The sequence below is a fragment of the Hymenobacter tibetensis genome, from assembly GCF_022827545.1.
Lineage (GTDB): Bacteria > Bacteroidota > Bacteroidia > Cytophagales > Hymenobacteraceae > Hymenobacter > Hymenobacter tibetensis.
In genome coordinates, this window is record NZ_CP094669.1 from 4,019,256 (window position 1) to 4,041,858 (window position 22,603).

The 22,603-nt window shown below is 56.0% G+C and carries 21 protein-coding genes; 10 read left to right on the plus strand and 11 right to left on the minus strand.

The features are described from left to right. Positions 1-72 precede the first annotated feature (72 nt). A complete protein-coding gene (locus MTX78_RS16075; protein WP_243796318.1) occupies positions 73-1,053 on the minus strand; it encodes an aldo/keto reductase in 981 nt (326 codons plus the stop codon). Between the two features lie 317 nt (positions 1,054-1,370). Here MTX78_RS16075 and MTX78_RS16080 point away from each other — a divergent pair, with 317 nt between their 5' ends. Beyond that, positions 1,371-1,820, plus strand: coding sequence for a GNAT family N-acetyltransferase (locus MTX78_RS16080; protein WP_243796320.1), 450 nt, complete (start codon positions 1,371-1,373; stop codon positions 1,818-1,820). A gap of 152 nt (positions 1,821-1,972) precedes the next feature. Here the strand turns inward: MTX78_RS16080 and MTX78_RS16085 are convergent, their stop codons facing one another. From MTX78_RS16085 to MTX78_RS16105, 5 genes are all read right to left on the minus strand, one after another. Beyond that, positions 1,973-3,913 (minus strand): tetratricopeptide repeat-containing sensor histidine kinase, encoded by a 1,941-nt coding sequence (locus tag MTX78_RS16085; protein WP_243796322.1) that lies wholly within the window; start codon positions 3,911-3,913, stop codon positions 1,973-1,975. Positions 3,914-4,144: 231 nt separating this feature from the next. Beyond that, positions 4,145-4,576 (minus strand): EamA family transporter, encoded by a 432-nt coding sequence (locus MTX78_RS16090; RefSeq protein ID WP_243796328.1) that lies wholly within the window; start codon positions 4,574-4,576, stop codon positions 4,145-4,147. Between the two features lie 197 nt (positions 4,577-4,773). Further along, positions 4,774-6,327 (minus strand): glycosyltransferase family 39 protein, encoded by a 1,554-nt coding sequence (locus MTX78_RS16095; protein WP_243796330.1) that lies wholly within the window; start codon positions 6,325-6,327, stop codon positions 4,774-4,776. A 41-nt stretch (positions 6,328-6,368) separates the two neighbouring features. Next, positions 6,369-7,148, minus strand: coding sequence for a DUF6348 family protein (locus MTX78_RS16100; protein ID WP_243796331.1), 780 nt, complete (start codon positions 7,146-7,148; stop codon positions 6,369-6,371). A 63-nt stretch (positions 7,149-7,211) separates the two neighbouring features. Next, entirely contained in the window at positions 7,212-7,454 is a 243-nt protein-coding gene (locus MTX78_RS16105; protein WP_243796333.1) for a hypothetical protein, read from the minus strand. Between the two features lie 146 nt (positions 7,455-7,600). Between MTX78_RS16105 and MTX78_RS16110 the strand changes: the two genes are divergently transcribed. Then, positions 7,601-8,941 carry a YfcC family protein gene (locus MTX78_RS16110; protein WP_243796334.1) on the plus strand — a complete coding sequence of 447 codons (1,341 nt, stop codon included), beginning with the start codon at positions 7,601-7,603 and terminating at the stop codon, positions 8,939-8,941. An 82-nt stretch (positions 8,942-9,023) separates the two neighbouring features. Here MTX78_RS16110 and MTX78_RS16115 read toward each other — a convergent pair whose 3' ends face one another. Next, positions 9,024-9,425, minus strand: coding sequence for a DUF6960 family protein (locus MTX78_RS16115; protein WP_243796336.1), 402 nt, complete (start codon positions 9,423-9,425; stop codon positions 9,024-9,026). Between the two features lie 222 nt (positions 9,426-9,647). On the opposite strand from MTX78_RS16115, the gene MTX78_RS16120 reads away from it, so the two are divergent. Together MTX78_RS16120 and MTX78_RS16125 are read left to right on the plus strand one after the other, a co-directional pair. After that, entirely contained in the window at positions 9,648-10,337 is a 690-nt protein-coding gene (locus MTX78_RS16120; RefSeq protein ID WP_243796337.1) for a DUF421 domain-containing protein, read from the plus strand. 199 nt (positions 10,338-10,536) lie between these two features. Next, positions 10,537-11,286 (plus strand): DUF421 domain-containing protein, encoded by a 750-nt coding sequence (locus MTX78_RS16125; RefSeq protein ID WP_243796339.1) that lies wholly within the window; start codon positions 10,537-10,539, stop codon positions 11,284-11,286. A 173-nt stretch (positions 11,287-11,459) separates the two neighbouring features. Here MTX78_RS16125 and MTX78_RS16130 read toward each other — a convergent pair whose 3' ends face one another. From MTX78_RS16130 to MTX78_RS16140, 3 genes are all read right to left on the minus strand, one after another. Continuing rightward, entirely contained in the window at positions 11,460-12,767 is a 1,308-nt protein-coding gene (locus tag MTX78_RS16130) for a zinc dependent phospholipase C family protein (protein WP_243796341.1), read from the minus strand. A gap of 239 nt (positions 12,768-13,006) precedes the next feature. After that, complete coding sequence (locus tag MTX78_RS16135; protein ID WP_243796343.1) at positions 13,007-13,489, minus strand: hypothetical protein; 483 nt, start codon at positions 13,487-13,489, stop codon at positions 13,007-13,009. A gap of 21 nt (positions 13,490-13,510) precedes the next feature. Beyond that, positions 13,511-13,678: a hypothetical protein gene (locus tag MTX78_RS16140; protein ID WP_243796345.1), complete on the minus strand. Its 168-nt coding sequence runs from the start codon at positions 13,676-13,678 to the stop codon at positions 13,511-13,513. 284 nt (positions 13,679-13,962) lie between these two features. Between MTX78_RS16140 and MTX78_RS16145 the strand changes: the two genes are divergently transcribed. Both MTX78_RS16145 and MTX78_RS16150 read left to right on the plus strand, forming a co-directional pair. After that, positions 13,963-15,780, plus strand: a complete 1,818-nt coding sequence (locus tag MTX78_RS16145; RefSeq protein WP_243796347.1) for an alpha-amylase family glycosyl hydrolase — start codon at positions 13,963-13,965, stop codon at positions 15,778-15,780. Positions 15,781-15,948: 168 nt separating this feature from the next. Continuing rightward, a complete protein-coding gene (locus MTX78_RS16150; protein WP_243796353.1) occupies positions 15,949-17,787 on the plus strand; it encodes a glycosyltransferase in 1,839 nt (612 codons plus the stop codon). A 129-nt stretch (positions 17,788-17,916) separates the two neighbouring features. Here MTX78_RS16150 and MTX78_RS16155 read toward each other — a convergent pair whose 3' ends face one another. Continuing rightward, positions 17,917-18,951 carry a fasciclin domain-containing protein gene (locus MTX78_RS16155; protein ID WP_243796361.1) on the minus strand — a complete coding sequence of 345 codons (1,035 nt, stop codon included), beginning with the start codon at positions 18,949-18,951 and terminating at the stop codon, positions 17,917-17,919. A gap of 389 nt (positions 18,952-19,340) precedes the next feature. Here MTX78_RS16155 and MTX78_RS16160 point away from each other — a divergent pair, with 389 nt between their 5' ends. The 4 genes from MTX78_RS16160 (at position 19,341) to MTX78_RS16175 (ending at position 22,558) form a co-directional block, all read left to right on the plus strand. Beyond that, complete coding sequence (locus MTX78_RS16160; RefSeq protein ID WP_243796367.1) at positions 19,341-20,093, plus strand: DUF4198 domain-containing protein; 753 nt, start codon at positions 19,341-19,343, stop codon at positions 20,091-20,093. Between the two features lie 102 nt (positions 20,094-20,195). Further along, entirely contained in the window at positions 20,196-20,570 is a 375-nt protein-coding gene (locus tag MTX78_RS16165) for an STAS domain-containing protein (protein ID WP_022825949.1), read from the plus strand. Between the two features lie 176 nt (positions 20,571-20,746). Further along, on the plus strand, positions 20,747-21,658 hold the full coding sequence (locus MTX78_RS16170; protein ID WP_243796369.1) for a ribonuclease Z: 912 nt from the start codon (positions 20,747-20,749) through the stop codon (positions 21,656-21,658). A 162-nt stretch (positions 21,659-21,820) separates the two neighbouring features. Next, the gene (locus MTX78_RS16175) at positions 21,821-22,558 is read left to right on the plus strand and encodes a queuosine precursor transporter (RefSeq protein ID WP_243796375.1); all 738 of its coding nucleotides are present in this window, start codon (positions 21,821-21,823) and stop codon (positions 22,556-22,558) included. Positions 22,559-22,603: the final 45 nt, after the last annotated feature.

Below are 22,603 nucleotides of genomic sequence, written 5' to 3' on the forward strand. Positions count from 1 at the left end.
TGAAGTGAACAGGAAGGCAGGCGCCGCGTAGCACCCGCTTGATGGTATGTTGCCGAAGCAGCAACACGCCCCTTACGAGAAACCCAACACCGGATGCGGCTGATATAGCTCCTCTAAGCGCTTGATTTCTTGGCCTGACAGCTTCACTTTGGTGGCGGCCACGGCGTCTTCTAAGTGGCCAGGCTTGCTGGCCCCCACAATGGGCGCCGTCACCACGGGCTTCGCGAGCATCCAAGCCAGCGCCACTTGCGCATTGGGCAGGCCGCGCTCCTGCGCTATTTCCGTCACGCGGTCAGCCACCGCAAAGTCGTCGTCACGGCCGTACAGGCTTTTGCCGAACGCGTCGGTTTTGGCGCGTTCCGTTTCGTTGCGCTCTTTGCTACGCCCGCCTGTGAGCAGCCCCCGCGCCAGCGGCGACCAAGGAATCACCCCAATTTTTTGGTCTTCACACAGGGGCAACATTTCGCGCTCCTCTTCCCGATACACCAGGTTGTAGTGCGGCTGCATGCTCACAAAGCGCGTCCAGTTGTGCTTGTCGGCCAGGTACAGGGCTTGCGCGAACTGCCAGGCGAACATCGAGGAAGCGCCGATATAGCGCGCCTTGCCAGCCTTCACCACGTCGTGCAGGGCTTCCAGCGTTTCCTCGATGGGCGTATTGTAGTCCCAGCGGTGAATCTGGTAGAGGTCCACGTAATCGGTGCCGAGGCGCTGCAAACTGGCGTCAATGGCGCTCATGATGTGCTTGCGCGAGAGGCCCCCTTGGTTGGGGCCAGGCCCCATCGGGTTGTAGACTTTGGTGGCCAGCACAATTTCGTCGCGCTTGGCAAAGTCGCGTAGCGCCCGACCCACCACTTCCTCGCTGGCGCCGTTGGAGTACACATCGGCGGTGTCGAAGAAGTTGATGCCGAGTTCAAGGGCTTGTTGGATGAAGGGGCGGCTTTGCTCTTCGTTGAGGGCCCAGGGCCACCGGTCGGTGGGCGTGCCGTAGGTCATGCAGCCCAAGCATATTTTCGAGACTTTGAGGCCAGTGGCTCCCAAGCGGATAAAGTCCATGTAGTGCGTAGTTGCGGCCCGCTAAGGCCAGGTTGTTAGCAGAAAGCTATACGCAGCACCGGCGGCAAGCGCTGTGGTTGAGTTTGCAAATGCGTAGGCATGTGGCCTTCTGCTGTTAGAGTTACGGGTCTCGTGTGGTGCCCACTGTGCTGTTTGTGCGCCCATTGGGTGATGATGCCTACTTTCGAAGAATGGGTGTTGCCACTCAAGCACCAACGCACGCGCCCAGTTTCCCTTGCACACTGCCGGCAGTTGCTTGGCATACCCAAGGACTGCCATCTTTGCTGGTCTTACTTGCTTTTAGCCGCGCCCCGCCCATGACCCTAACTTGGACCACCAAGCCCTTCGAGGCTCTTACGCTCTCTGAACTCTACGCCCTGCTCCAGCTGCGCTCCGAAGTATTTGTAGTAGAGCAAACCTGCGCCTTCCAAGACATCGACGGCCAGGACCAAGCAGCTTACCACGTGCTAGGCTACACCGAAGCCGGCGAGTTAGCCGCATACTCCCGCCTCTTCGATGCCGACATCTGCTATCCTGAAGCCAGCATTGGCCGGGTGGTGGTAAGCCCCAAGTTCCGGCGCTACGGCCTAGGTCAGCACCTGCTGCGCGAGTCTATTGCAGCAGTAGCGGAGCTGTTTGGTGAGCAGCCCATCCAGATTGGCGCGCAGCTTTACCTGAAGAAGTTCTACGAGAGCTTCGGGTTTCAAGAACTCGGCGACGGCTACCTGGAAGACGGCATTCCGCACATTCACATGATTCGCCCCTAAAACGCAAAAAGGCCCGGTATCTGCCGGGCGTTTTCATTCAGATCAACGCTTCCTTCTGTCGGCTATAAGGTCTGGTGCCATTTGCCTTGCCGGTTTCGGCGTTAGTGTCTTCCTGTTTCCATCCCTTGTTGCACCCGATACTGTAGTAGGTTTTATCCTGTTATAGCACTGGGCGGCAGCGTAATAATGAACGTCGTCCCCTCTCCTTCTTTCGATGCTACGGTGAGGGTGCCGCCGTGGCCTGTACTCACAATATCGTGGCTGAGCGAAAGGCCGAGGCCCGTGCCTTCGCCAACTGGCTTGGTGGTGAAGAAGGGATGGAAAATCTTTGCCTTCACGTCTTCCGGAATGCCGACCCCGTTGTCGCTGACCGTGAGTTCAACGCTGCCGGATAGCAAGCGGGTGCTTATGCGCACTTCGGGCTGGTAGGCTGCCCCGGTTGTGAGCTGGCGCTGCCGTACGGCATAAAGGGCATTGGTGCACAGGTTCAGCAGCACCCGGCTCAGGTCTTGCGCAATGACGTGTATGAGAGGCAGGTCTGGGTCGAAGTGGGTGGTGAGGGTGGCCGTAAAAGCAGGATGCTCGTGCTGCACGCTTTGGTAGGCCATCTGCCAGCTTTCTTCGGCCAGATGGTTGAGGCTGGTTGGTTCGCGCTGCCCACTACCCGTGCGGGCGTGCTCCAACATGCCTTTGATGATGGCGGTAGCACGCTGGCCGTGCTGGCTGATGCTCAGCATATTCTGCTTGAGGCCGTCCAAGATTTCCCGTTCCAGCTTTCCATCCCGCGCCAGCTGTTGCGCACCGTTTATCTCGTCAATAAGCTCGGTACTGACCGCCGCAAACTGCTTCACGAAGCCGAGCGGGTTTTGTAGTTCGTGGGCCACACCAGCCGTCAGCTCTCCTAGAAACGCCATTTTCTCGCGCTGCACCAACTGAAACTGCGCTGCCTTCAGGTCGGCTAGGGAAGCCTGGAGCGTGGCATTGGCTTGCTGCTGCTGCCGGTAATTGCGTATCAGCAGGCCAATAATAAGCAGTAGCCCCACCAGGCCCGCCAGCATCCCATAAGTCCGATAGCGCGCTTGCATGCGGGATCTTTCGGCGCCTACTTGTGCTTTGTGTTGGCGCTCTTGGTAGTTGATGTTTTGCAGGCGCATCACTTTTTCCTGCCCAAACAGCGTGTCCTTCATGGTCAGCATCAGGCTCTGGTACTTGAGGGCGCTGTCGGCGGAACCACTTGCTTTGAACTCCTGCGTGAGTAGCGTGCTGGCATTAAGCACGCCCCGCAAAAAGCCGTTAGCCTGCGCCGCCTGGCAGCCAAGCCCGGCATAATAGATACTGGAGTCTGATTTTCCGATGTTCTGATACAACGTAGCCAGCCCCACGTAGGCAAAATTGCTACTGCGCAAATGCCGCAAAGCAGCCGACTCCCTGATGCTGCGGCGATAGTACGTGCGAGCCTGCGTGATATCACCTTGCTTGCGCGCCACGTTGCCAAGGCCGTACAGAATATAATTGGTGGGCGCGTGCAGACGCTGCGCCAGTTGGAAAGCCTGTTGCTGAAAGTACTGCGCCGAATCCAGCTGGTTGAACACGTCGTAGGCCAGCCCAATATTACTTAGCTCGAGTACAATGCGCTGCTCGTCGTGCAGGGCTTGCCCGATGCGCAACGCCTGAAAGTAGTACGACAGGCCCTGTTTCCGGTCGCGCAGATACACGTAAATGATGCCAATGCTGCGCAGGTTTTGTGCTTGCAGCGGCCGGTCGTGGATGGATTCGGCCAGCCGCAACGACAACTGGAACAGTTCTAGCGCACGAGCCAGATTGCTTTCGCGCAACGCCGCCCCCAAGCGGTTCAGGGCCTCGCCTTCGCCGTGCCGGTACTTGATGCGCTGCGCTAAGGCCAAAGCTCGTTCGGCATAGGCCGCCGCCGAATCGGTGCTTAGGGCCCAGTACTGGTCGCTGATCTTGCAAAGCAGCAGTACGCGGCTGCTGTCAATTTGCTCTTGCCGCGCCTGCGCACGCAGCTCGTTGAGGGCTAGGCTTTGCGCCCGAACAGTTCCTGCACCCACCAGTAGGAGAAGGCCTGCGAACAAAAACAATAGAAACCAACGAAAGCAAGCGAGCATGTAGGGCGGAGGAGAGCACAGAACAAGAAACTGAAAGCTGGCACCAGTGTTCAGTTCTTGCCTATATCAACCGCGAATATCTAGTTAATTTAATAGATGCCCTATTCTATTCGCGCCTCTTTTCACTTCATTGCTTATACACAGCTTTTCCTTGCTTCGCGGCCACCCAAAACGCCCCTAGTGGCACGTTGAATTGCTTCACTCGCCGGCTGGCTTCGCCATGGCAATAACGACGGCTCCTACCACCATTAGGCCCGCGCCGAGCATCACTTGCCAGCTGATTTTTTCTTTCAGAAAAACAGCGGCCAGCATAATAGCAAACACCAATGACACCTTATCGAGCGGCGATACGCGGGAGGCATTGCCGAGCGAGAGGGCCCGAAACGAGAGCAACGAGGAAACGCAGGTGATAACGCCCGCCGCAATCAGAAACACCCAGCTACGGCGGTCAATAGCGGCCACATCGGGCAGGTTGCCTTGCCAGGCCACCACGCTCCAGGCCACTAGCACAATCAGTATCGATTGAATGGCGAAAGCCAAGCTGGAGTCCACGGTTTTGATGCCCGCCTTAGAAAGCGTGACGACCACAGCGGCTGATAAGGCCGCCAGCAATGAAAAAACTATCCACATATTACTTGCTTGAGCACTGTTCAATTACAACAACGAAAATTCAGCCGAAAGCACAGTACTCCGACAAGATGGTTTGACGTACGGGGCGCCCCCGGCAAAGTTATCGGGCTGGGGAAGGTCACAGAATTCAGCCGGTTGTTGCAGGCTAAACGGACGGAAGCAGAAGAACGGCGGAAGGAGCGTATTAGTGCCAGCGCCTAGCGGCGGGGGAGCTGTCGGCCTTCCCAAGCGGCTACTTCTGCTTGGTGTTCCCGGTAGGCCAGGTTCATAATAGCGGAATCCGGGTCGGTGCCGAGGTAGATGGTCGTGCCGCTTTCGCGGGCATAAGGGTTGGTGATTTCACCCACCTTGCGGAAGCTGTTGAAGTGCGGCACCAGCTTGGCTGGCTCTCCCTCGCCAATGAGCAGCATATAGCGAAACGGGTGGGTTGGCCGGGGCGGAAACCAAAACAAGTAGCTGCCATTGAAACTGTTGGCCGCGGGGAGGGCGCGGTGGCGGTTGTAGTAGTTGATGGCGCCAGCCTGGCCGTAGTTGTCGCACTTGATGAGGGTGTTGGCGCGGGTGGCAGCCGGGAGTGTTTGGTAGGCCTGCCAGGTTTTGTCGGCCAGTTCCTGCCAGCCCACCATGTCGGCGTAGTCTTGGGGTAAGGGGTGATTTTGGCCATCTTCCCAACGCAGGAGCCCCAGGCTTTCGTAGCGCGGACCTATCCGCTGCATGTGCGCCGGCGAGTACAGCGTGAAAACGAACGGCAGAAACCAAATTAGAGGCACCACTGGAACTACCAGCAGCACCGGCCGGGCCACCGCCCCAAATTGGAACGAGGCTACTTGCCGCTCCAGCCACACCGCCCCAAACGACAGCAGCACCGGATAATACCCTAGGGCGTAGTAGCCCTTGCCGTGCATCAGGGTCAGAATCAGCAGGCCAGCCACGTATAGTACCCCCACGGCGCGGTAGGGTTGAAACGGCCGGTACAGCAACAACGCCAGCAGCCCCGGCACCCAAACCCATACCACGGGAAAGCACAGCAGCAACTGCTCTTTCCAAAAGTCGGCGGCCGACATATGCACGAGCTGCGTGTCGTGGAGCAGCTCCATGTGGTGGCGGAACGGGATGCCGTGAACGAGCTGCCACACCAGGTTGGGAAGCCACAGCAGCAAGGCCAGAGCGGCCGCGCCCCACAAATGGCGGTTCCAAAGCAGTTTTCGTTGCGGGGTTAGCAGTAAGCTGATCAGCAGTGCGCCTACATAAAATGCGGTGGTGTACTTGTTGAGCATACTCAGCCCGAGCGTCGCGCCTAGCAAATAGAGGTAGCGGGAGCGGCTGGTTTGCGCGTGGCGTACCAAGGCATACGCAGCGGCCATGAAAGCCAGCACCTCAAACGAATTGGGCTGAAACAGGAAGTTGAGCCGCGCATAAGCGGCCACTAGGTAGCCGATGCCCGCCAATGCTACCGCAAACCAGCCCCCGCCCACGTGCTGCACCAGCCGCGCCACCAGATATACCGTGATACTGCCCCACAGAAACGGCCAGAACTTCACCCACCCCCAGCCACCACCCAAGGCCAACGTAACCCAGCTTTGCAACGCCGTAAGCGGTGGTACTTCCAAATAACCCCAGGCCAGATGACGACCGTAGTTGAGGTAGAGGTATTCGTCGCGGTGCAGCTCGTAGGCACGGCTGGCCAATACGTAGCCCGACCCGAATTTGAGCAGCGCCAGCAGCAGTGGTAGAAGGCGAGACGGTTTCATACCGTCAATATATGTATTCAGGAATATAACAGACCCTGCTTTTACATGCACCGACGAAACGCGACGAACTGACGTTGTGCCATAAACTCATCTACCGCTGGCCACATTTCGGCTTCGCATCGCAGCAGGGCGACTGCCTCTGGCCAATGTTGATTATTTAGCAAGCACTCAACTATTAATTCTCCACTCGGTAGCCGAGCTACATACATCTTCATCCAGCTGAGCAGTTGGTTTGGCAGCTTATCGTGGAGCAGAGGCCGTAGCAAAGCAGTTAAGTGCTCTTCTTTAATTTCTTCTATATGGGTACGCCAGAATCCTTGCACCATCACAGGCCCAAAAATTTGATGCCATTGAATTTGCTGATCAGCTTCAACCGTGTAGAAGTCATATTCAGATTGATGGCGCCTTTCAAGAGAGTCAAGTATTGTGGTAAAGACTCCTGTTGTAAATACTAAAGCTCCTTTATGAGCGGCATCCACACTGTTTTCACCAATACCGGCCAACACGTCTTCCACATAGTCTGGAATTAGTTGGTCTTGGTACAACCGCACTACTTGGCATTCTACCACAGCATCGGCATGAACTGTACGGCTGGTTATTTGCGCTCTTATTTGTAGTTGAACAGGCAGAATATGCAGTACATCTCCTTTTTCTTCTATCTGAAGTTGCGAATGCTGTGCTTGAATCTCTGCTTTTATACACTCTAGAAATTTGGCCTGCTCAGCAGCTGTGACCTCTGTGTCTTGAGAGGAAACTGCTGGGGAAGCAATTGGCTTCACTGAACGTCGCAGGTTTGCAAACCTAGAGAATATAGATGTCATAGAAGAGCCGAGTAATAGTAATTGAGAAGCGCCAGCTACTTAGTCACTCCTATCTTAAGCCATTCACACCTCTGGCAGCCGGATTTTCGCTAAGTACTCGTTCAGGCCACCGGAATTCTGGAAAAGATGAATGAAGAGAATGTGGTCTTCATCGTGCACGCGCCACTCTTCCGCGTAAAAATCGCCGAGCGCATACAGGCGCAAACTGAAGCTGTCTTCGCGCCGCTCGGCCAGAAAATGGCCATGCCGACGCAAGACGTCGGCCTGCTGACCCATCGGGAGCTTTTTGAAGACAAGCAGGTTCATGAGGCGCTAACTGAAACCCGAAGATACGCAGGAGGGAATGTACTGGCTCAACGAATTAGGGAATTAGCCGTTCTGCCGGTCCTACTTGCGCATATTGCGCCCCTAGAATGCACAACGCGCCAATCTCCCAAGTCACTACGTCATTCATGAAGACGATTCGCTTTCCGCACCCGCTGGTTTTATTGGTGGGCTTTATCCTGCTGGCTTGTGTGCTTAGCTACCTATTACCGACTGGCATATTTGAACGCCGCCCCGATGCCGCTACCGGCCGCAACGTAGTAATAGCCGGCTCCTACCACCGCGTGCCGGCTTCGCCAGTCAGCCCGCTGCAGGCCTTGGTGGACATCCCGAAAGGACTCGCTGACGCTGCTTCGGTCATTTTTCTGGTTTTTATTGCCGGTGGGGCTTTCACCGTAGTCGACCATACCGGCGCCCTCCGCCACGGCGTCGACTGGCTGCTGGCGCGGTTTAGGGGGCGCGAGGCAGTGGTGATTCCTATTATTTCCGTGCTCTTCGCCACGATGGGCGCGCTAGAGAATATGCAAGAGGAAATCATTCCGCTCATTCCGGTGCTGCTGGTGCTTATGCGCCGCATTGGGTATCCTGCCATTACTGCGGCGGCGGTAAGCTTGGGCTCAGCCGCCGTGGGGGCGGCATTCAGTCCGCTCAACCCGTTTCAGGTGGGTATTGCGCAGAAACTGGCGCAGTTGCCGCTGCTCTCGGGCAGCGGGTTCCGCGTGGCCTTTCTGGTGCTGGCGGTTGCATTCTGGATTGCCGGCACTGTTCGGTACGCCTTACGCCACCGCATGGCACCAGAAGCCGACGAGGCCGCACCCGCCGCCAGCCGGCCCGGCCAACACGGGCTGGTTTTGACCTTGCTGCTGCTCACGTTTGCCTTCTTCGCGTACGGTGTGCTGAAACTAGGCTGGGACTTCGAGCAGATGTCGGCGCTGTTTTTCTCGTTGGGCGTAGCCGCCGGCCTGCTTGGGGGCCTCGGGCTCCAAGGCACCGCCGACAGTTTCGTGAGTGGCTGCCGCGACATGGCATTGTCGGCGCTGCTTATTGGGTTTGCCCGCGCTATTTTCCTGGTCTTAGAGCAAGGTCAGATTGTCGATACCATCGTCAACAGTTTGTCGGCTCCCTTGGTGGGGCTGCCGGTTACGCTTTCGGCCTTGGGTATGCTGGCACTACACACCGCTTTGCACTTGCCGGTGCCGTCGGTAAGCGGGCAGGCGGTGCTCACCATGCCGCTGCTAGTGCCCCTCTCCGACCTCATTGGTCTTTCGCGCCAGGTTACGGTGCTGGCGTATCAGTATGGCGCAGGCCTCTGTGAGTTGATTACACCCACCAACGGCGCCCTCATGGCCATTGTAGCCGTTTGTGGCGTCCGGTTTGATGAGTGGTGGAAGTTTGTACTGCCGCTGTACCTAGGGCTCGTAGTGCTGGCCGTAGTAGCCCTGGTAACGGGTATTGCAGTGGGGCTGTGAAGTGGTGAGATAGTGAGTTTGATAGTTCAAACAGCGCCACTTGCGCAGAGTGCGCCAGCAGAACATCAAACTCACCACTTCACTATTTCAAACGCAGCTCATCAGCATCGAAGATGCGTTTCACCTTGCGCTTACGCTCCACTATTTGGAAACGAGCGGTGTGGGTAGCATCATCCCAGTACACATCGGATATCAGGCCTTCGTGCGCGGGCTGGCCGGGTGCAGGATTTACTTCTTGCACTAAGTCGCCGAAGCTGAAGGGCGGCTTGCTGTACAGTTCCTTGAACAGTTCACTGCTGACTTTGAACTGCTGCTCGTCGTAGCGCAGCAGAATCCAGTCTTCTGTTTCTTCTATTTTCTCGAACAATTTACCCACCGGTTCCAGCCACTCGAACGTGCGGCGGTTGGCCGGATGGATGTAGCGGAAGCCATAGTCGGGCGTCCAGGAATAAAGGCCGTAGGTGACAGGTTTCGGGCGAGGCACGGGTACAATCTGGTAGGTGGGATATAAGAACCGCAGGCAGCAGCTGCAAGTTGCGAAACCTATCAAAAACTCACGTCACAGGGTTTTACCAACTTCCTTTTGCACGCACAGCTCGAGTACAAATCAGGGTTTATACGGACAACATTAAGTCATTATCCCGGCAACGCCTGTCCAAAGGCCTTCGTTTAGCCATATAGATTTCAATGTGCTACAGCGAGTTATATGAAAAAGGAAGATATTCATCTGGGTGATTGGAACCGGATCTTATTCGGTGACACCCCAGGTGTCTTCACGTGGGAAGTAATAGTGCGCACCATTCTGATTTATCTGGTTTTCTTGGTGATCATGCGTCTTCTCGGCAAACGCATGAGTGCCCAGCTCACTATTACCGAGCTAGGCGTCATGATCATGCTCGGGGGTATTGTGGCTGTTCCTATGCAGATTCCTACCAGGGGCCTGCTGCCCGGAACGCTGCTCTTGATTTGCGTATTGATTTACCAGCGAGGCATCAGTTGGCTGTCGCTCAAAAACCGCAAGGTGGAGCTGGCAGTACAAGGCGACGTCACGCTGCTGGTGAAGGATGGAGTGATGCAAATCAACCACATGCGGGATGACTCTATTTCGCCCAATGAAGTGTTTGCTCAACTGCGCGACCGTGACATCAAACAGCTCGGTGAGGTGAAGCGGCTGTATCTGGAAGGCAACGGGTCGTTTAGCGTGTTCAAGAACGACGCCCCAACGGCTGGGCTGAGCGTGTTGCCGGCCAAGGACGTCAGGATGAACCAGACCCTTAAGCCAGTTGACCACCAGAAAGTGTGCGTCTATTGTGGCCAGCCCGACAAGGCGCAGATTCATTCCGGCAAGCAGTGCCCCAACTGTGGCCACGACCAGTGGACCAGCGCCGTGCAATAGGGCAAGTCCAGCCGTACGGCTAGCCTCTACCACCAACCACGTGTGGAATCCGTGCGCCTTTGTGCGCAGCAACAAAGCCAGCAGTTCCTGCTGTAGCTGAGCAAGCCTGTGTGCACCTAGTTCAACTCGCTGGCTGCATGGTGGCCTCTCCCACCCATCATTTCTTCATTCATCAGCTTACTATTTCATCATCAACCGTATGCCAGAATTCAAGCCTTTTGACTTATTGCGAATGGGACTGGGCGATGTGCCCTGGAGCTTTCTACTAGAGGCCGTCCTCCGAATCACTATTATTTATGCTATCCTGCTGATTTCTATGCGCCTGATGGGTAAGCGGATGGGCAGCCAGCTCAACCGCACCGAAATGACGGGATTGGTATCGTTGGCGGCAGCTGGCGGCGTACCAATTCTGGCCCCCGACCGCGGAATAGTTGCCCCCTTGGTGGCATCAGTCATCATTGTGCTTGGGCAGCGCTTGTTGGCGCGTGCTACATTTAGCAGCAGCAAATTCGAGCACATTGCGCAGGATGATTTAAGTATTCTAGTGGAAGATGGTTGTTTGCAGCTTGACGCTATGAAAGAATGTCTACTGTCGCAGGAACGGGTATTTGCCAAGCTGCGCGGCTCCAAGCTCGACAGCCTAGGGCAGGTGAAGCGGCTGTACATGGAGGCCAACGGGTCGTTCACGGTCATCGAGCAAGACGAGCCCCAACCCGGCCTCACCCTCGCCCCTGACTGGGACCAAGACTACATCCAGCAGCAGCAGCAGCGCGTACCCGACATGTTTGCTTGTACCTGCTGTGGCAACCTCGCTTCTTCCTCTCACATGCCAACCACGCAGTGTCCACGCTGCAACAACACCAAATGGAGCCCGGCCGTCACGAAAGCCTCTAGCAAGCAGCAGACGTCGCAACAAGTGACACCCGAGCTTGCTATGGTGCCAGACTAGCCTAGGTGAGCAAGTAGTAAAGAATAGGTACTCGCTCGAAAAATCGCCAATGCCCCTCCATGGTCCCCCTCCTTCCGGAGCGTATAGACGATGGAGGGGCATCTAGCATATGCATTAAAGGAAAACCCGTGGCCTTCGGAACAGACAACTAGCCGCCGGGGCCTACTTTCCAGCTACGGCACCAGCTTCCGGAGGGCGGCTAGAGCCTCGGTGGTTTGCTCACGCTCTTTTGCATCTTCGCGTAGGTCGTCCGCCTCATTGTCGTCTTCGGCTTTGCGGTCGGTTTGTTGGGCAGGCGTGGGCACACCGTTGGCGAAGTACGTTAGGAGTTCTTCGCGCAGGCTGGGCGTGAGGTGCTCGAAGTTGTGCTTGTATAATTCCCGTAGCAATTCTCCGTACGACTCGTCGGCCAGTTGGTAAGCAGTGGCGCGGGTGGGCTGGCCAGTATCAAGGTTGGTGTTGAGCAGGTGGGGGCTGAACGCGGTCGTGTCGGTGGGCTGCTGCGCGGTGAGGGCGCAGAACTGCCCCAGCACAGCCCGGTAGCTCCGGCGAAACTGCTTCTCCCCTTCCGCGCTGGGCAACTCAAATGCGTAGGTTTTTAGTGGCCCGAACTTAGGCAGCAGGTTGATAACGCGCGCCACCATTCGGGCTCCAAAGCCGGGCTTCTCATAGTCGGTGCCAAACTCCCGCTCAAATCGGCGGCGGTTGGTTTTGTATAGATACTCGCGGCGCCGGGCCCGGGGGCTCACCCGCCGAATTTCCTTGTGCTGGCTGTACCAGGCGGCCCGCGCAGCCGCGGGCAGCAATTGATTCACAGCAAACCGAAATGAGGCCACGCTCACATCCACGTTCAGAAACACCTGCCCTAGTTCCAGCCCATACGTTTCCTGAAACGCCCGTTCCAGCACCGGCTTGCTCACCCGAAACCCAATGAACTTATGGTAGTCTTGGGTGCGGTAGCGGCCAGCAGCCACCTGCACCACATCAAACGAAAACTCCAGTTCGGTGTGCCGGATAGGCGCGTTTTCATAGGTCACGATTGGGCCATACGTGGTGCGTAAGTCGGCGTACACGGTGGGCATAATCTGGTTGGTGCCCTCGGGGTGCCCCACGTTGTCGGCTACGTAGTGCGAGAGGGCGCCCAACGCAAAGGCATATTCGTTGGAGGTGCGGGCTTGCCGCAACAGGCTACGCACAAAGTCGCCGGCCCGGACGTAGTGCGTGAGATTGGTGAAGAACTCGGCGCCCAGCGGATAGTAGCCCATGTCCTGCAAAATGGCCCCACCATAGGCATAGCTTTTCGCTTCAAGAAGCAGCGCGGAATCGGCGGTAGCGGGGTAGCGCTGGCGCAGCAGGGGCACCAAGCACTTGTCCCAGGTGGAATCAATAACGGCTTGGTGGGTAAGCACCGAATAGGCCGAAGCCGGCGCAGCGGGCAGAGCCAGCAGTAACACCAGCAACAAGCGGAACAGAAGAAGCATGAGTAGCAGAAACTTTCCGTCCCAACGCAGAAGCACGCTTGGGCGTTGCCCGCCCCCGGCAGTAGCGCGGAAACCACAGGAAATCCGTTCCGCAACGAGCAACGCGGGTATCTGGGTAGTGTGCTATGCTGTTGGCACCACCGAGTAGTAGCGCCAACAGCAAATGCGCCTGCTCCACCCACATGGGGTTGGTCATTCGAGCGGCTGATGCACAGGTGGGTGGCCGGCCACGTTCTGTTTCAGCTCATCGTGGGTGAATTCATGTTGCTGTGCGCCAGCAACTGGTCGCGCATGGCCGGGCCGTTCTGTACGTTTGCGAAGGAGAGGCGCTGCTGTTGGCCGTTGCGGTGGTGCACTAGCACATCGGCAGGTCCGCTTGGCTCCAGGTGGTCCACCTCCGGCCACTTGTAAGAAAAACGTTGCCCAAACGAGCGTAGACGGCCACTGAACCCGTCGGCATGCAGGTGCAAATGGCAGCGCTCATAGATTCGTCCAATGCCGAAAGCCATGACTGCATACCACACCGCCAGCGCTGCGTACAGCCACGGTAGCACATGAAACTTGTGCGCGCCAGTCAGCAACTCCTTCTCGTGGTGACGGTGCCAGATGTGGTAGCCTTCAATGGCGAAAATGCCCGCTGCCGCTAGTTCAAGCCATCCTATTGGCTCGTGGTGGTCGGGGTGGTGGCGCAAGTGACGCAGCTCCCGTACCAAAAGCAGCACGTAGGAGGCCCCCACCAGGATTTACAGTCCCGCTAGCACCGTGAAAGGCTCCTGTCCGCTGATCACGCCGAACAAGCCGCTCAGCAGCACTACGGCTGGCATTAAGTGGCTTAACCCTTTTGCGCGCTCCACCCGGGCGCGGTGCTTATGATACAAGATGATCGGGCCGGCAGCAGACAGATTATTCATATTGGAAACACAGCATATTTTTTTGCTTCTGCAATACAGGTTTGCTACCTAAAAGCGAAGCAAATGGCGTGTTCATAAACAGCCACTTCTAAAGCTCCAGTTGCAACTAGCATTTTATTGGCAACCTCACTGTGCCACGTGGTGCGTCTGGCAACAGCCTATCCTCACTTGGGCTATAAATAGTCCAGCATCAGCATATTATAGTTCCAAACCCAACAAAAACTTAACCTTAGCAGTAATAGAGGTCAACTGTCGACCTTCAGTGTTGATTTTCTTCTACTTCCATGCTTGAAACTGCTCCTTCCTCTACCCCCGTGCTGCAAACCGGCATGGGTGCTTTGCCACACACCAACGGCACTACTTTCCGGGTCTGGGCACCCGCTGCTACGGCCGTGTCGGTGGTAGGCCCCTTCAACGACTGGGACCCCACTGCACACCCGCTCACCCACGAAACCGACGGCTACTGGGCCGCTGACCTGCTCGATGTGGGCGTGGGCACCGAGTACAAATTCTGGCTCGATACGCCCACCGGCGAGCTAAAACGCAACGACCCCTACGCCCGCCAGGTAACGCACTCGGCCGGCAATTCCGTGGTACCCGACCATAGTTTCGACTGGGAAGACGACCAGTTCCAGATGCCCGCTTGGAACGAGCTAGTGCTCTACGAACTGCACGTCGGCACCTTCAATGCGCCTAATCCCGAGCAGCCCGGCACGTTCCTCGATGTTGTCGAGAAGCTGGGCTACCTGCGTGATTTGGGCATCAATGCTATTGAAATTATGCCGCCCACCGAGTTTCCGGGTGGCCGTTCTTGGGGCTACAATCCGTCGCACCCTTTTGCTCTTGAAACCGACTACGGCGGACCGCAGGCTTTCAAGCAGCTGGTGAAAGAAGCCCACCGCCACGGCATTGCCGTTATTCTGGACGTAGTGTACAACCACTTCGGCCCCGGCGACCTAGACCTCTGGCAGTTTGATGGCTGGCAGGAAAACGACGGGGGCGGCATCTACTTCTACAACGACTGGCGCGCCGAAACTCCCTGGGGCCACAACCGCCCCGACTACGGCCGCGACGCCGTGCGGGCCTACATCCGCGACAACGCCCTCATGTGGTTGGAAGACTACCGGGTGGATGGTCTGCGCTGCGACTCCATTTCTCACATTCGCAACGTGGATGGCTCCTCCGACCCTTCTCGTGACCTACCCGACGGCTGGAGCCTGATGAAGTGGGTGAACGAGGAAATCCAAAGCAAGATGCCTTGGAAAATCATGATTGGCGAAGATCTGCAGGGCAACGAATACATCACGCGCCACACCGAAGAGGGCGGCCAGGGCTTTTCCAGCCAGTGGGATGCAGCCTTTGTCAACATCGTGCGGGATGCGCTGGTAGCTCCCAACGACGACGACCGGGACCTGCACCGGGTGGCTGAAACGCTAACAGGCATCTACAACGGCGACGCTTTCCAGCGCGTCATTTATACGGAAAGCCATGACGAGGTAGCGAATGGCAAGAGCCGCGTGACCGAGGAAATTATGCCGGGCGATGCGCACGGGTGGTTTCCGAAGAAGCGCGCGACGCTGGGTGCCGCGCTGGTATTCACCGCGCCGGGCATCCCTATGATGTTTCAGGGCCAGGAAATGCTAGCCGATGGCTACTTCTCCGACGACTTGCCCCTGCAATGGGAGCACGCCGAGCAGCACGCAGGCCTCGTACACCTGTACCGCGACCTGATTGCACTGCGCCGCAACCTCGCGGGGCACACGCGCGGCCTATTGGGCCAGCACACCGAGGTGCACCACATCAACAACGAAGTAAAGACGCTGGCTTTCATTCGGCGCGACCAATCTGGCCCCGGCGATACCACCGTGGTGCTGGCGAACTTCGCCAACCAGGGCCACGAGGCCTATACCATTGGCCTACCTCGCGGGGGCAACTGGCGCGTGCGCTTCAATTCCGACTGGGAAGGATACGACGAGGAGTTCGGCAACTTCGAGAGCATGGACACGCATGCCGAGGAAGGCGTGTACGACGACCAGCCGTTTCACGGCACGTTTGGGCTGGCCCCGTATTCGGTCTTGATTATCTCGCAGGAACCGAGTTAGGGTTCTCCACCGGATAGCGCAGCCTTTTGTGCAGGGTTTTGCTGGATTTCAGGAGTTTTCTTGGAGTCTCGGCGAAACCCTGCTTTTTATATCCTGTACACAATAGAGCAACACTAGCTAAACTGCGCAAGAAACCTATCTTGCCGCCTTCCACTCAAGTGTCCACGTATGCAAGTCCCTTCCTCCGCTCCCACCCCTATTGCCCCCGACGCCCTACTGGTAGAAGTAGCGTGGGAAGTCTGCAATCAGGTTGGTGGCATTTACACGGTTATTCGCAGCAAGGTTCCAGCTACTATGCAGGGCTGGGACGACCGGTATTGCCTGCTCGGTCCCTACTTCTCGCAACAGGCTCAAGGCGAATTCGAGGCTTATGATGACTACCAGCTCAGTACCCTCTCCGACCCATTTGCCATAGCCGTGCGCCGCATGCGCCAGCTCGGGTACGATGTGTGCCTGGGGGTATGGCTTGTGACCGGCCGGCCGCGCACCGTGCTCATCAACCCGTATCAGGCGTATCCGCAGCTCGGCCAAATCAAGTACGAGCTCTGGGACCACCACCGCATCCCAACGCCCGACAACGATGACCTGCTGCACCAAGTGGAGGCGTTTGGCTACCTGGCCAAGATATTCCTGCAAGTATTGGCCTCGGAAGTGGTACCGCCTCAGCGCGTAATAGCGCACTTCCACGAGTGGATGACGGGCGTAGCCATTCCGGGCCTGCGCCGCGACCAGACGCCGGTGCACATTGTGTTTACCACGCACGCCACCCTGCTTGGCCGCTACCTGGCCATGAACGACCCGAATTTCTACGACCACCTCATGCAAGTGGACTGGCTGCCCGAAGCCCGGCACTTCAACATCGAGACGGCCGTAACGATGGAGCGGGCCGCGGCACACGGTGCCCACGTGTTTACTACCGTGAGCGAGCTAACGGTGCGCGAGTGTATTTACTTGCTGGATAGAATTCCGGATGCCGTGCTGCCAAACGGGCTGAACATCGAGCGGTTTGTGGCCGGGCACGAGTTCCAGAACCTGCACCAGCAGTACAAGGCCAAGATTCACGAATTCGTGATGGCCCACTTCTTCCAGAGCTACTCGTTCGACCTCGACAAAACGGTGTACTTGTTTACGAGCGGCCGCTACGAGTACCACAATAAAGGTTTCGACCTGACTCTGGAAGCCCTGGCTCGGTTGAACTACCGGCTCCAGCAGAGCGGCTTGGAAGGCAACGTAGTGATGTTCTTTATCACCAAGCGTCCTTTCACCAGCATCAACCCCCTGATTCTGCAAAACCGGGCTATTTTGGATGAGGTGCACGAAACCTGCGAAGCCATTGAGCGGCAGGTAGGCGAACGGCTGTTCTACGCCGCCGCCGCTTCCACCGACCATCGCCTCCCCGACCTGGCCTCCATGGTCGACGACTATTGGAAATTGCGCTACCGCCGCACGCTGCAAAGCTGGAAAACTAACAGCCTGCCGTCGGTTATCACCCACAACTTGGTTGACGACCAGAAAGACGACATCCTGAACTTTGTGCGCCAGGCGGGCCTCATCAACCACCAGCACGACCGGGTGAAAATCGTGTATCACCCCGATTTCGTGTCGCCTACTTCCCCGCTGTTTGGCATGGAGTACGGCCAGTTTGTGCGCGGCTGCCATCTTGGCGTGTTCCCGAGCTACTACGAGCCCTGGGGCTACACCCCCCTCGAGTGCGTGGCCCGCGGCGTACCCGCCATCACTTCCGACCTCTCCGGCTTCGGCGACTACGTGATGCAAAACGTAGATGCCCACGAAGACAAGGGTATTTACGTGGTGCAGCGCCAAGAGAAGAACTTCGACGAATCAGCGGAAGAACTGACCGAAATGCTCTGGAACTTCGTGCTTCTCACTCGCCGCGAACGGATCATGCAGCGCAACAACGTGGAAAGCAACGCCGAAATATTCGACTGGAAAAACCTACGTATCTACTACGACCGCGCTTACATGCTGGCTTTGGAGCGGCAATAGCGTAGCAGCCACGCATCGAAAGCACATACTGCTGATTGACTATAAGCTAAAGACCCGGCTACTTCTTGCAGCCGGGTCTTTAGCTTATAGTCAATCAGCAGTATGTGCAACTAGGGTTTAATTGGCGTTCTACGGTAGCAGCACTTGGTCGATTACGTGCACCACACCGTTAGTAGCAAACAAATTGGCCGTGCCAATAGTAGCGGCTGTGCCGTTGCCACCGCGTACTGTGAAGCTGTTGCCGGCGGCGGCCACAGTTATGTTACCGTTCAGGGTAGGCACGTTACCAGGCGTCAGGTCAGACGAAAATACCCGGCCGGTGCTAACAATGTGCTTTTGCAGAATAGCAACCAGGGTAGCATCCGGCACTTGGCTTAAGTTTTGCAGATTCAAAGCCGTTAGGGCAGCCCGAAAAGCCGCATCGGTGGGGGCAAATACCGTGATATCGGACGTATTAGCCGAGGCCGCCGTTAGCAACATCGCAGCAGCTGGCCGAGATAATGCTTCCAGCAGCAGCGTGAACTGTGCCGGGTTGGCGGCCGCACTAGTCGTTACTATAGCTGCTATGGTCTGGCTTGGAGGAAGCAACACGTTGTCGATGGCGTGAATGGTGCCATTACTGGCCGTAATATCGGCCGTTACCACCCGTGTGCTACCGTTGATAGATACGTTGTTACCCGTTTTGCTTAGGTAAATGGTGTTGTCGTTGAGGCCGGTAGCGCCAGCTGGCTTGGCCGTCGTACGGGCACCAGTCATAATATCGGCAGCCCGCACGTTGGCGCCTACCACGTGGTAGAGAAGCACGCTGCGCAAAGCGGCAATCTGGTTGGCGTCGGTTACGGCGTTGATTTTAGCAACGGTACTGAAGGCATCCAGCGGCCCACCAGCTAGTTTGGCAAATGCCGCATTGTTGGGTGCAAACACTGTGAATGGTCCCACACCACCCAACGTTGTAGCCAAGTCGGCCTTCGTTACGGCAGCAACTAATATGCTGAAGTCTGGGTTGCCTTGCGCTACCTGCACGATGTTTTGCTCTGCATTACCCATAGGCGTGTCATCATCGTCGCTGCACGAGGTAGCGCTCAACCCGAGGGTAGCAGTAATCAGCAAAAGCCATAGAGTCCGCAAGAATGCGAAGGAGTGGAAAATGGAAGTTGCTTTCATTTTTGTAGAGAGTTTAGTAGGTAAAACTTAAACAAAACATAGCTCAACAAGACTTATTCCTCTCCAATTGTTTGTGGGATAGTTTATAAAATTTTGTCTTATCTACTATCTTGTCACCACTCCTATTTGATGCCGTTTACCTTGCCCCATTCTGCTACTAGTAGCAGCACTTGGTTGCCTTCTCTCACCCGGCATACCTTATTTACACCGTAACATCTAAGTCAAAAACTGAAGCGTAAGCAGTTGCAATGCTAATGCTGATCATTAGTTTGCTTGCTGAATAGGCCATTTTTCGCTCTTCATCTTTCTTGCTTTTGCAAAAAATACATACCACAACTCTCCTCCTCACTGTTGTCGCATTCACGGGTGCCGCACACGAATTCTGGCTAATGCCGCCGCAATTTTTTGTGGCAGCTGGCACCACCTTGAACCTTGGAATTTTTGTGGGTGAAAACTTCGCTGGCGAGCGGTGGGGCAATAAAAGCAACCGCGTCACGCGTTTGACGCATTATGCGCCTACTGCCTCCGAAGATGTACTGCCAGCCGCCACAAAGGCCGATACCCTACATCCCAACGTGACGTTCGCGCAACCTGGCACGCACATGGTTGTCCTTAGCACCAATAATGCTTTCACCACGTTGGAAGCCGAAACATTTAATGCTTACCTAAAAGAAGAAGGCCTAGATTATATCTTACTACAGCGTCAGCAACGAGGCTCGCTCAACAAGCCAGGGCGAGAAGCGTATAGCCGTAGTACCAAAACGCTGGTTCAGGTTGGCAACCCTGTTTCTGCTGACACTGCCCGCGCCTGGAGCCGACCTACGGGAATGGCACTAGATCTAGTACCCGAACAAAATCCGTATACGCTCAGAGTTGGTAACTCCCTCACCGTTCGGGTGCTTGCTGATGGGCAACCAAAAGCCGGCCAGCTAGTGCAAGTATGGCAACGAACTCCCGGCCAAACAGTGAAAATCATCAAGCTCTACAGTAACCAAAACGGCCGTGTGTTGTTTCGATTAACCAACCCTGGTCAATATATGGTAAGCGCCGTACGAATGATGCCTGCTAGTCTGCCAGAAGCAGATTGGCAAAGTAATTGGAGCACCCTCACATTCGGTTTCAAAGGTATTTCAAGCCGGTAAAACCACCACCTAACGCCTCACTTGTTGGTATCTGAACACGCTGCCAACGAACATTTTTTTGTTACCTTCGCAACTCCCTAAAAACCCCGAACCACCGACGGTATGAAGTACTCGATTGATAAAAAGGAAACGTACACGATAATCACGATTGACGAGAAGAAGCTGGACACCACCGTAGCTCCTGATCTGAAATCGGAATTTGTGAAGCTGAATGCCGAAGGAATCAACAATTTGATTCTGGACCTTACCAACGTTAAATACACTGATTCATCAGGACTCAGCTCCATTCTGATTGCCAACCGGTTGTGCAATTCCACGGGCGGTCTGTTGGTCCTCACCGGCCTGCAAGATCATGTGATGAAGCTTATCACCATCAGCAAGCTCGAATCGGTATTGCATATCTTGCCAACCGTAGAGGAAGGCATCGACCGGATTTTCCTGCACGCCATCGAGCGCGACCTGACCAGCAAGGAGTAGGGGTTTAAGTTGTCGGTTGTTGGTTGTCAGTTGTCAGGTTCTCGTAGCTGACAACAGGCAACCAATTTGCTTTTATATGATTGGATGGCTGTATGGTTGAATAGTCGAATAGCTGACCGTTCCAACGCCTTGTTGAACAGTTCGCTTTCCAATCATTCAACCATCCAACACATTACATGGAGTTCGAGCTGAAAATTTTGGGTAGCGCGTCGGCGACGCCATTTCTCAACCGGCACCAAACGGCGCAGGTTCTGACCGTAGGCAATGCGCAATATCTCATCGACTGCGGAGAAGGCACTCAAAGCCGCTTGATGGAACAGAAGCTCCGCCATCAGCGCATCCAAACCATTTTCATTTCTCACCTGCACGGCGACCATTACTTCGGACTTTTTGGCTTGTTGGGCACCATGCACCTCAACGGCCGCACCGACCCGCTGAATCTTTTCGGCCCCGCTGGCCTAGACGAAATCCTAACCACGCAGTTTCGGCATTCGTCTACGCAACTAAGCTTCGAGTTGCTCTTCACTGCCGTCGATACCACTCAATTCGCGCAGGTCTACGAAGACAAGCACGTGACGGTGCACACGCTGCCCATGCGGCACCGGATTCCGTGCTGCGGCTATCTGTTTCGGGAGCTACCCAAGCGCCGCCCCCTGCTCAAAGAAAAGCTGCCCGCCGGGCTCACCCCCGCACAACTCACGGGCCTTACGCTCGGCGAAGACGTGTTCGATGACGCAGATAACATAGTGGTCCGCAACCTCGACGTAACCACCGAGCCCAAACCGGCCCGCAGCTATGCGTTTTGCTCGGACACCCTCTACACCGAAAGCCTAGCCGACTTGGTACAGGGTGTTGACTTGCTCTACCACGAAGCTACTTTCTTGGAAGAAATGCGCGACCGAGCGGCCACAACTCACCACTCCACGGCCCGTCAGGCGGGTTTGCTGGCTCGTCGGGCACATGTGCAGCGCTTGCTTATCGGTCACTTCTCCAGCCGCTACCGCGACCTGAACCCGCTACTAGCCGAAGCCCAAGCCATGTTCGAGTGGACCGAGCTGGCAACCGAAGGCTTGACGGTGAGCGTGTAGCTCGCCGCTGATTGGCTTTTAGCAAGCGGTTGGATTGTAGCAGAGCACAACCGCTTCTCTCGCTCACTGTGAGCCTCAACGATTACCTTGGCCCAAGTGAATGATACTGTTGTGCTTTAGCCGATAGACAGACATTCCGAGTCCAATTTTTTCCAACCTGTAATGTCTCATAAGAAGCAACAGCTCTACCTAGTACTCAGTGGCATTTTCATTGTGAATGCGTTGCTGGCTGAAATAATTGGGGTGAAAATCTTCTCTGCCGATGCCCTCCTCGGATTGCCTGGCAACCTGACGGCGGGCGTACTCATCTGGCCCGTTGTGTTTGTCACGACGGACATTATCAACGAGTACTTTGGCCGGGCCGGAGTGCTGCGGGTGAGCTACCTCACGGTGGCACTCATCCTGTTTGCTTTTGTTGTGATTTATGCCACTACCAAGCTGCCACCCGCTGCCTTTTGGCTGGACGTGAACAAGACGGATCCGCAGGGTCGGCCGTTCAATATTGACTTCGCTTATCAAAGCATTTTCCGGCAAGGCTTGGGCATTATTACGGGCTCCATTACGGCCTTTGGTATCGGGCAGGTATTGGACGCCACGGTGTTTCAGGCGTTGCGGCGCGCCACCAAAGGCCGGTATGTGTGGCTGCGCGCCACTGGTTCCACCCTCGTCTCGCAGCTCGTTGATTCGTTTGTGGTGCTCTACGTAGCGTTTTACCTGTTCGGCAACTGGACGCTGGACCAGGTGCTAGGTGTAGCTAACACGAATTACTGGTATAAATTTGCTGCTGCCATTCTGCTTACGCCGGTACTCTATCTAGCTCACTTCCTCATCGACCGATATTTAGGCGAAGAGGCTTCCACCGAACTGCAACAGGAAGCAGTAGCTGACGCGTCAGCATAAGATAAATTACAATATACTTTAAAAAATACTATATAACTTTCGCTT

What these genes read in the sequence shown, in the direction of transcription:
- MTX78_RS16120 (WP_243796337.1), top strand. Translation starts at nt 9,648, where the DNA reads ATGAAAAAGGAAGATATTCATCTGGGTGATTGGAACCGGATCTTATTC.
- MTX78_RS16095 (WP_243796330.1), bottom strand. Translation starts at nt 6,327, where the DNA reads ATGAAACCGTCTCGCCTTCTACCACTGCTGCTGGCGCTGCTCAAATTC.
- MTX78_RS16150 (WP_243796353.1), top strand. Translation starts at nt 15,949, where the DNA reads ATGCAAGTCCCTTCCTCCGCTCCCACCCCTATTGCCCCCGACGCCCTA.
- MTX78_RS16105 (WP_243796333.1), bottom strand. Translation starts at nt 7,454, where the DNA reads ATGAACCTGCTTGTCTTCAAAAAGCTCCCGATGGGTCAGCAGGCCGAC.
- MTX78_RS16145 (WP_243796347.1), top strand. Translation starts at nt 13,963, where the DNA reads ATGCTTGAAACTGCTCCTTCCTCTACCCCCGTGCTGCAAACCGGCATG.
- MTX78_RS16160 (WP_243796367.1), top strand. Translation starts at nt 19,341, where the DNA reads ATGCCGCCGCAATTTTTTGTGGCAGCTGGCACCACCTTGAACCTTGGA.
- MTX78_RS16090 (WP_243796328.1), bottom strand. Translation starts at nt 4,576, where the DNA reads ATGTGGATAGTTTTTTCATTGCTGGCGGCCTTATCAGCCGCTGTGGTC.
- MTX78_RS16140 (WP_243796345.1), bottom strand. Translation starts at nt 13,678, where the DNA reads ATGAATAATCTGTCTGCTGCCGGCCCGATCATCTTGTATCATAAGCAC.
- MTX78_RS16155 (WP_243796361.1), bottom strand. Translation starts at nt 18,951, where the DNA reads ATGAAAGCAACTTCCATTTTCCACTCCTTCGCATTCTTGCGGACTCTA.
- MTX78_RS16080 (WP_243796320.1), top strand. Translation starts at nt 1,371, where the DNA reads ATGACCCTAACTTGGACCACCAAGCCCTTCGAGGCTCTTACGCTCTCT.
- MTX78_RS16130 (WP_243796341.1), bottom strand. Translation starts at nt 12,767, where the DNA reads ATGCTTCTTCTGTTCCGCTTGTTGCTGGTGTTACTGCTGGCTCTGCCC.
- MTX78_RS16075 (WP_243796318.1), bottom strand. Translation starts at nt 1,053, where the DNA reads ATGGACTTTATCCGCTTGGGAGCCACTGGCCTCAAAGTCTCGAAAATA.
- MTX78_RS16110 (WP_243796334.1), top strand. Translation starts at nt 7,601, where the DNA reads ATGAAGACGATTCGCTTTCCGCACCCGCTGGTTTTATTGGTGGGCTTT.
- MTX78_RS16175 (WP_243796375.1), top strand. Translation starts at nt 21,821, where the DNA reads ATGTCTCATAAGAAGCAACAGCTCTACCTAGTACTCAGTGGCATTTTC.
- MTX78_RS16125 (WP_243796339.1), top strand. Translation starts at nt 10,537, where the DNA reads ATGCCAGAATTCAAGCCTTTTGACTTATTGCGAATGGGACTGGGCGAT.
- MTX78_RS16165 (WP_022825949.1), top strand. Translation starts at nt 20,196, where the DNA reads ATGAAGTACTCGATTGATAAAAAGGAAACGTACACGATAATCACGATT.
- MTX78_RS16100 (WP_243796331.1), bottom strand. Translation starts at nt 7,148, where the DNA reads ATGACATCTATATTCTCTAGGTTTGCAAACCTGCGACGTTCAGTGAAG.
- MTX78_RS16170 (WP_243796369.1), top strand. Translation starts at nt 20,747, where the DNA reads ATGGAGTTCGAGCTGAAAATTTTGGGTAGCGCGTCGGCGACGCCATTT.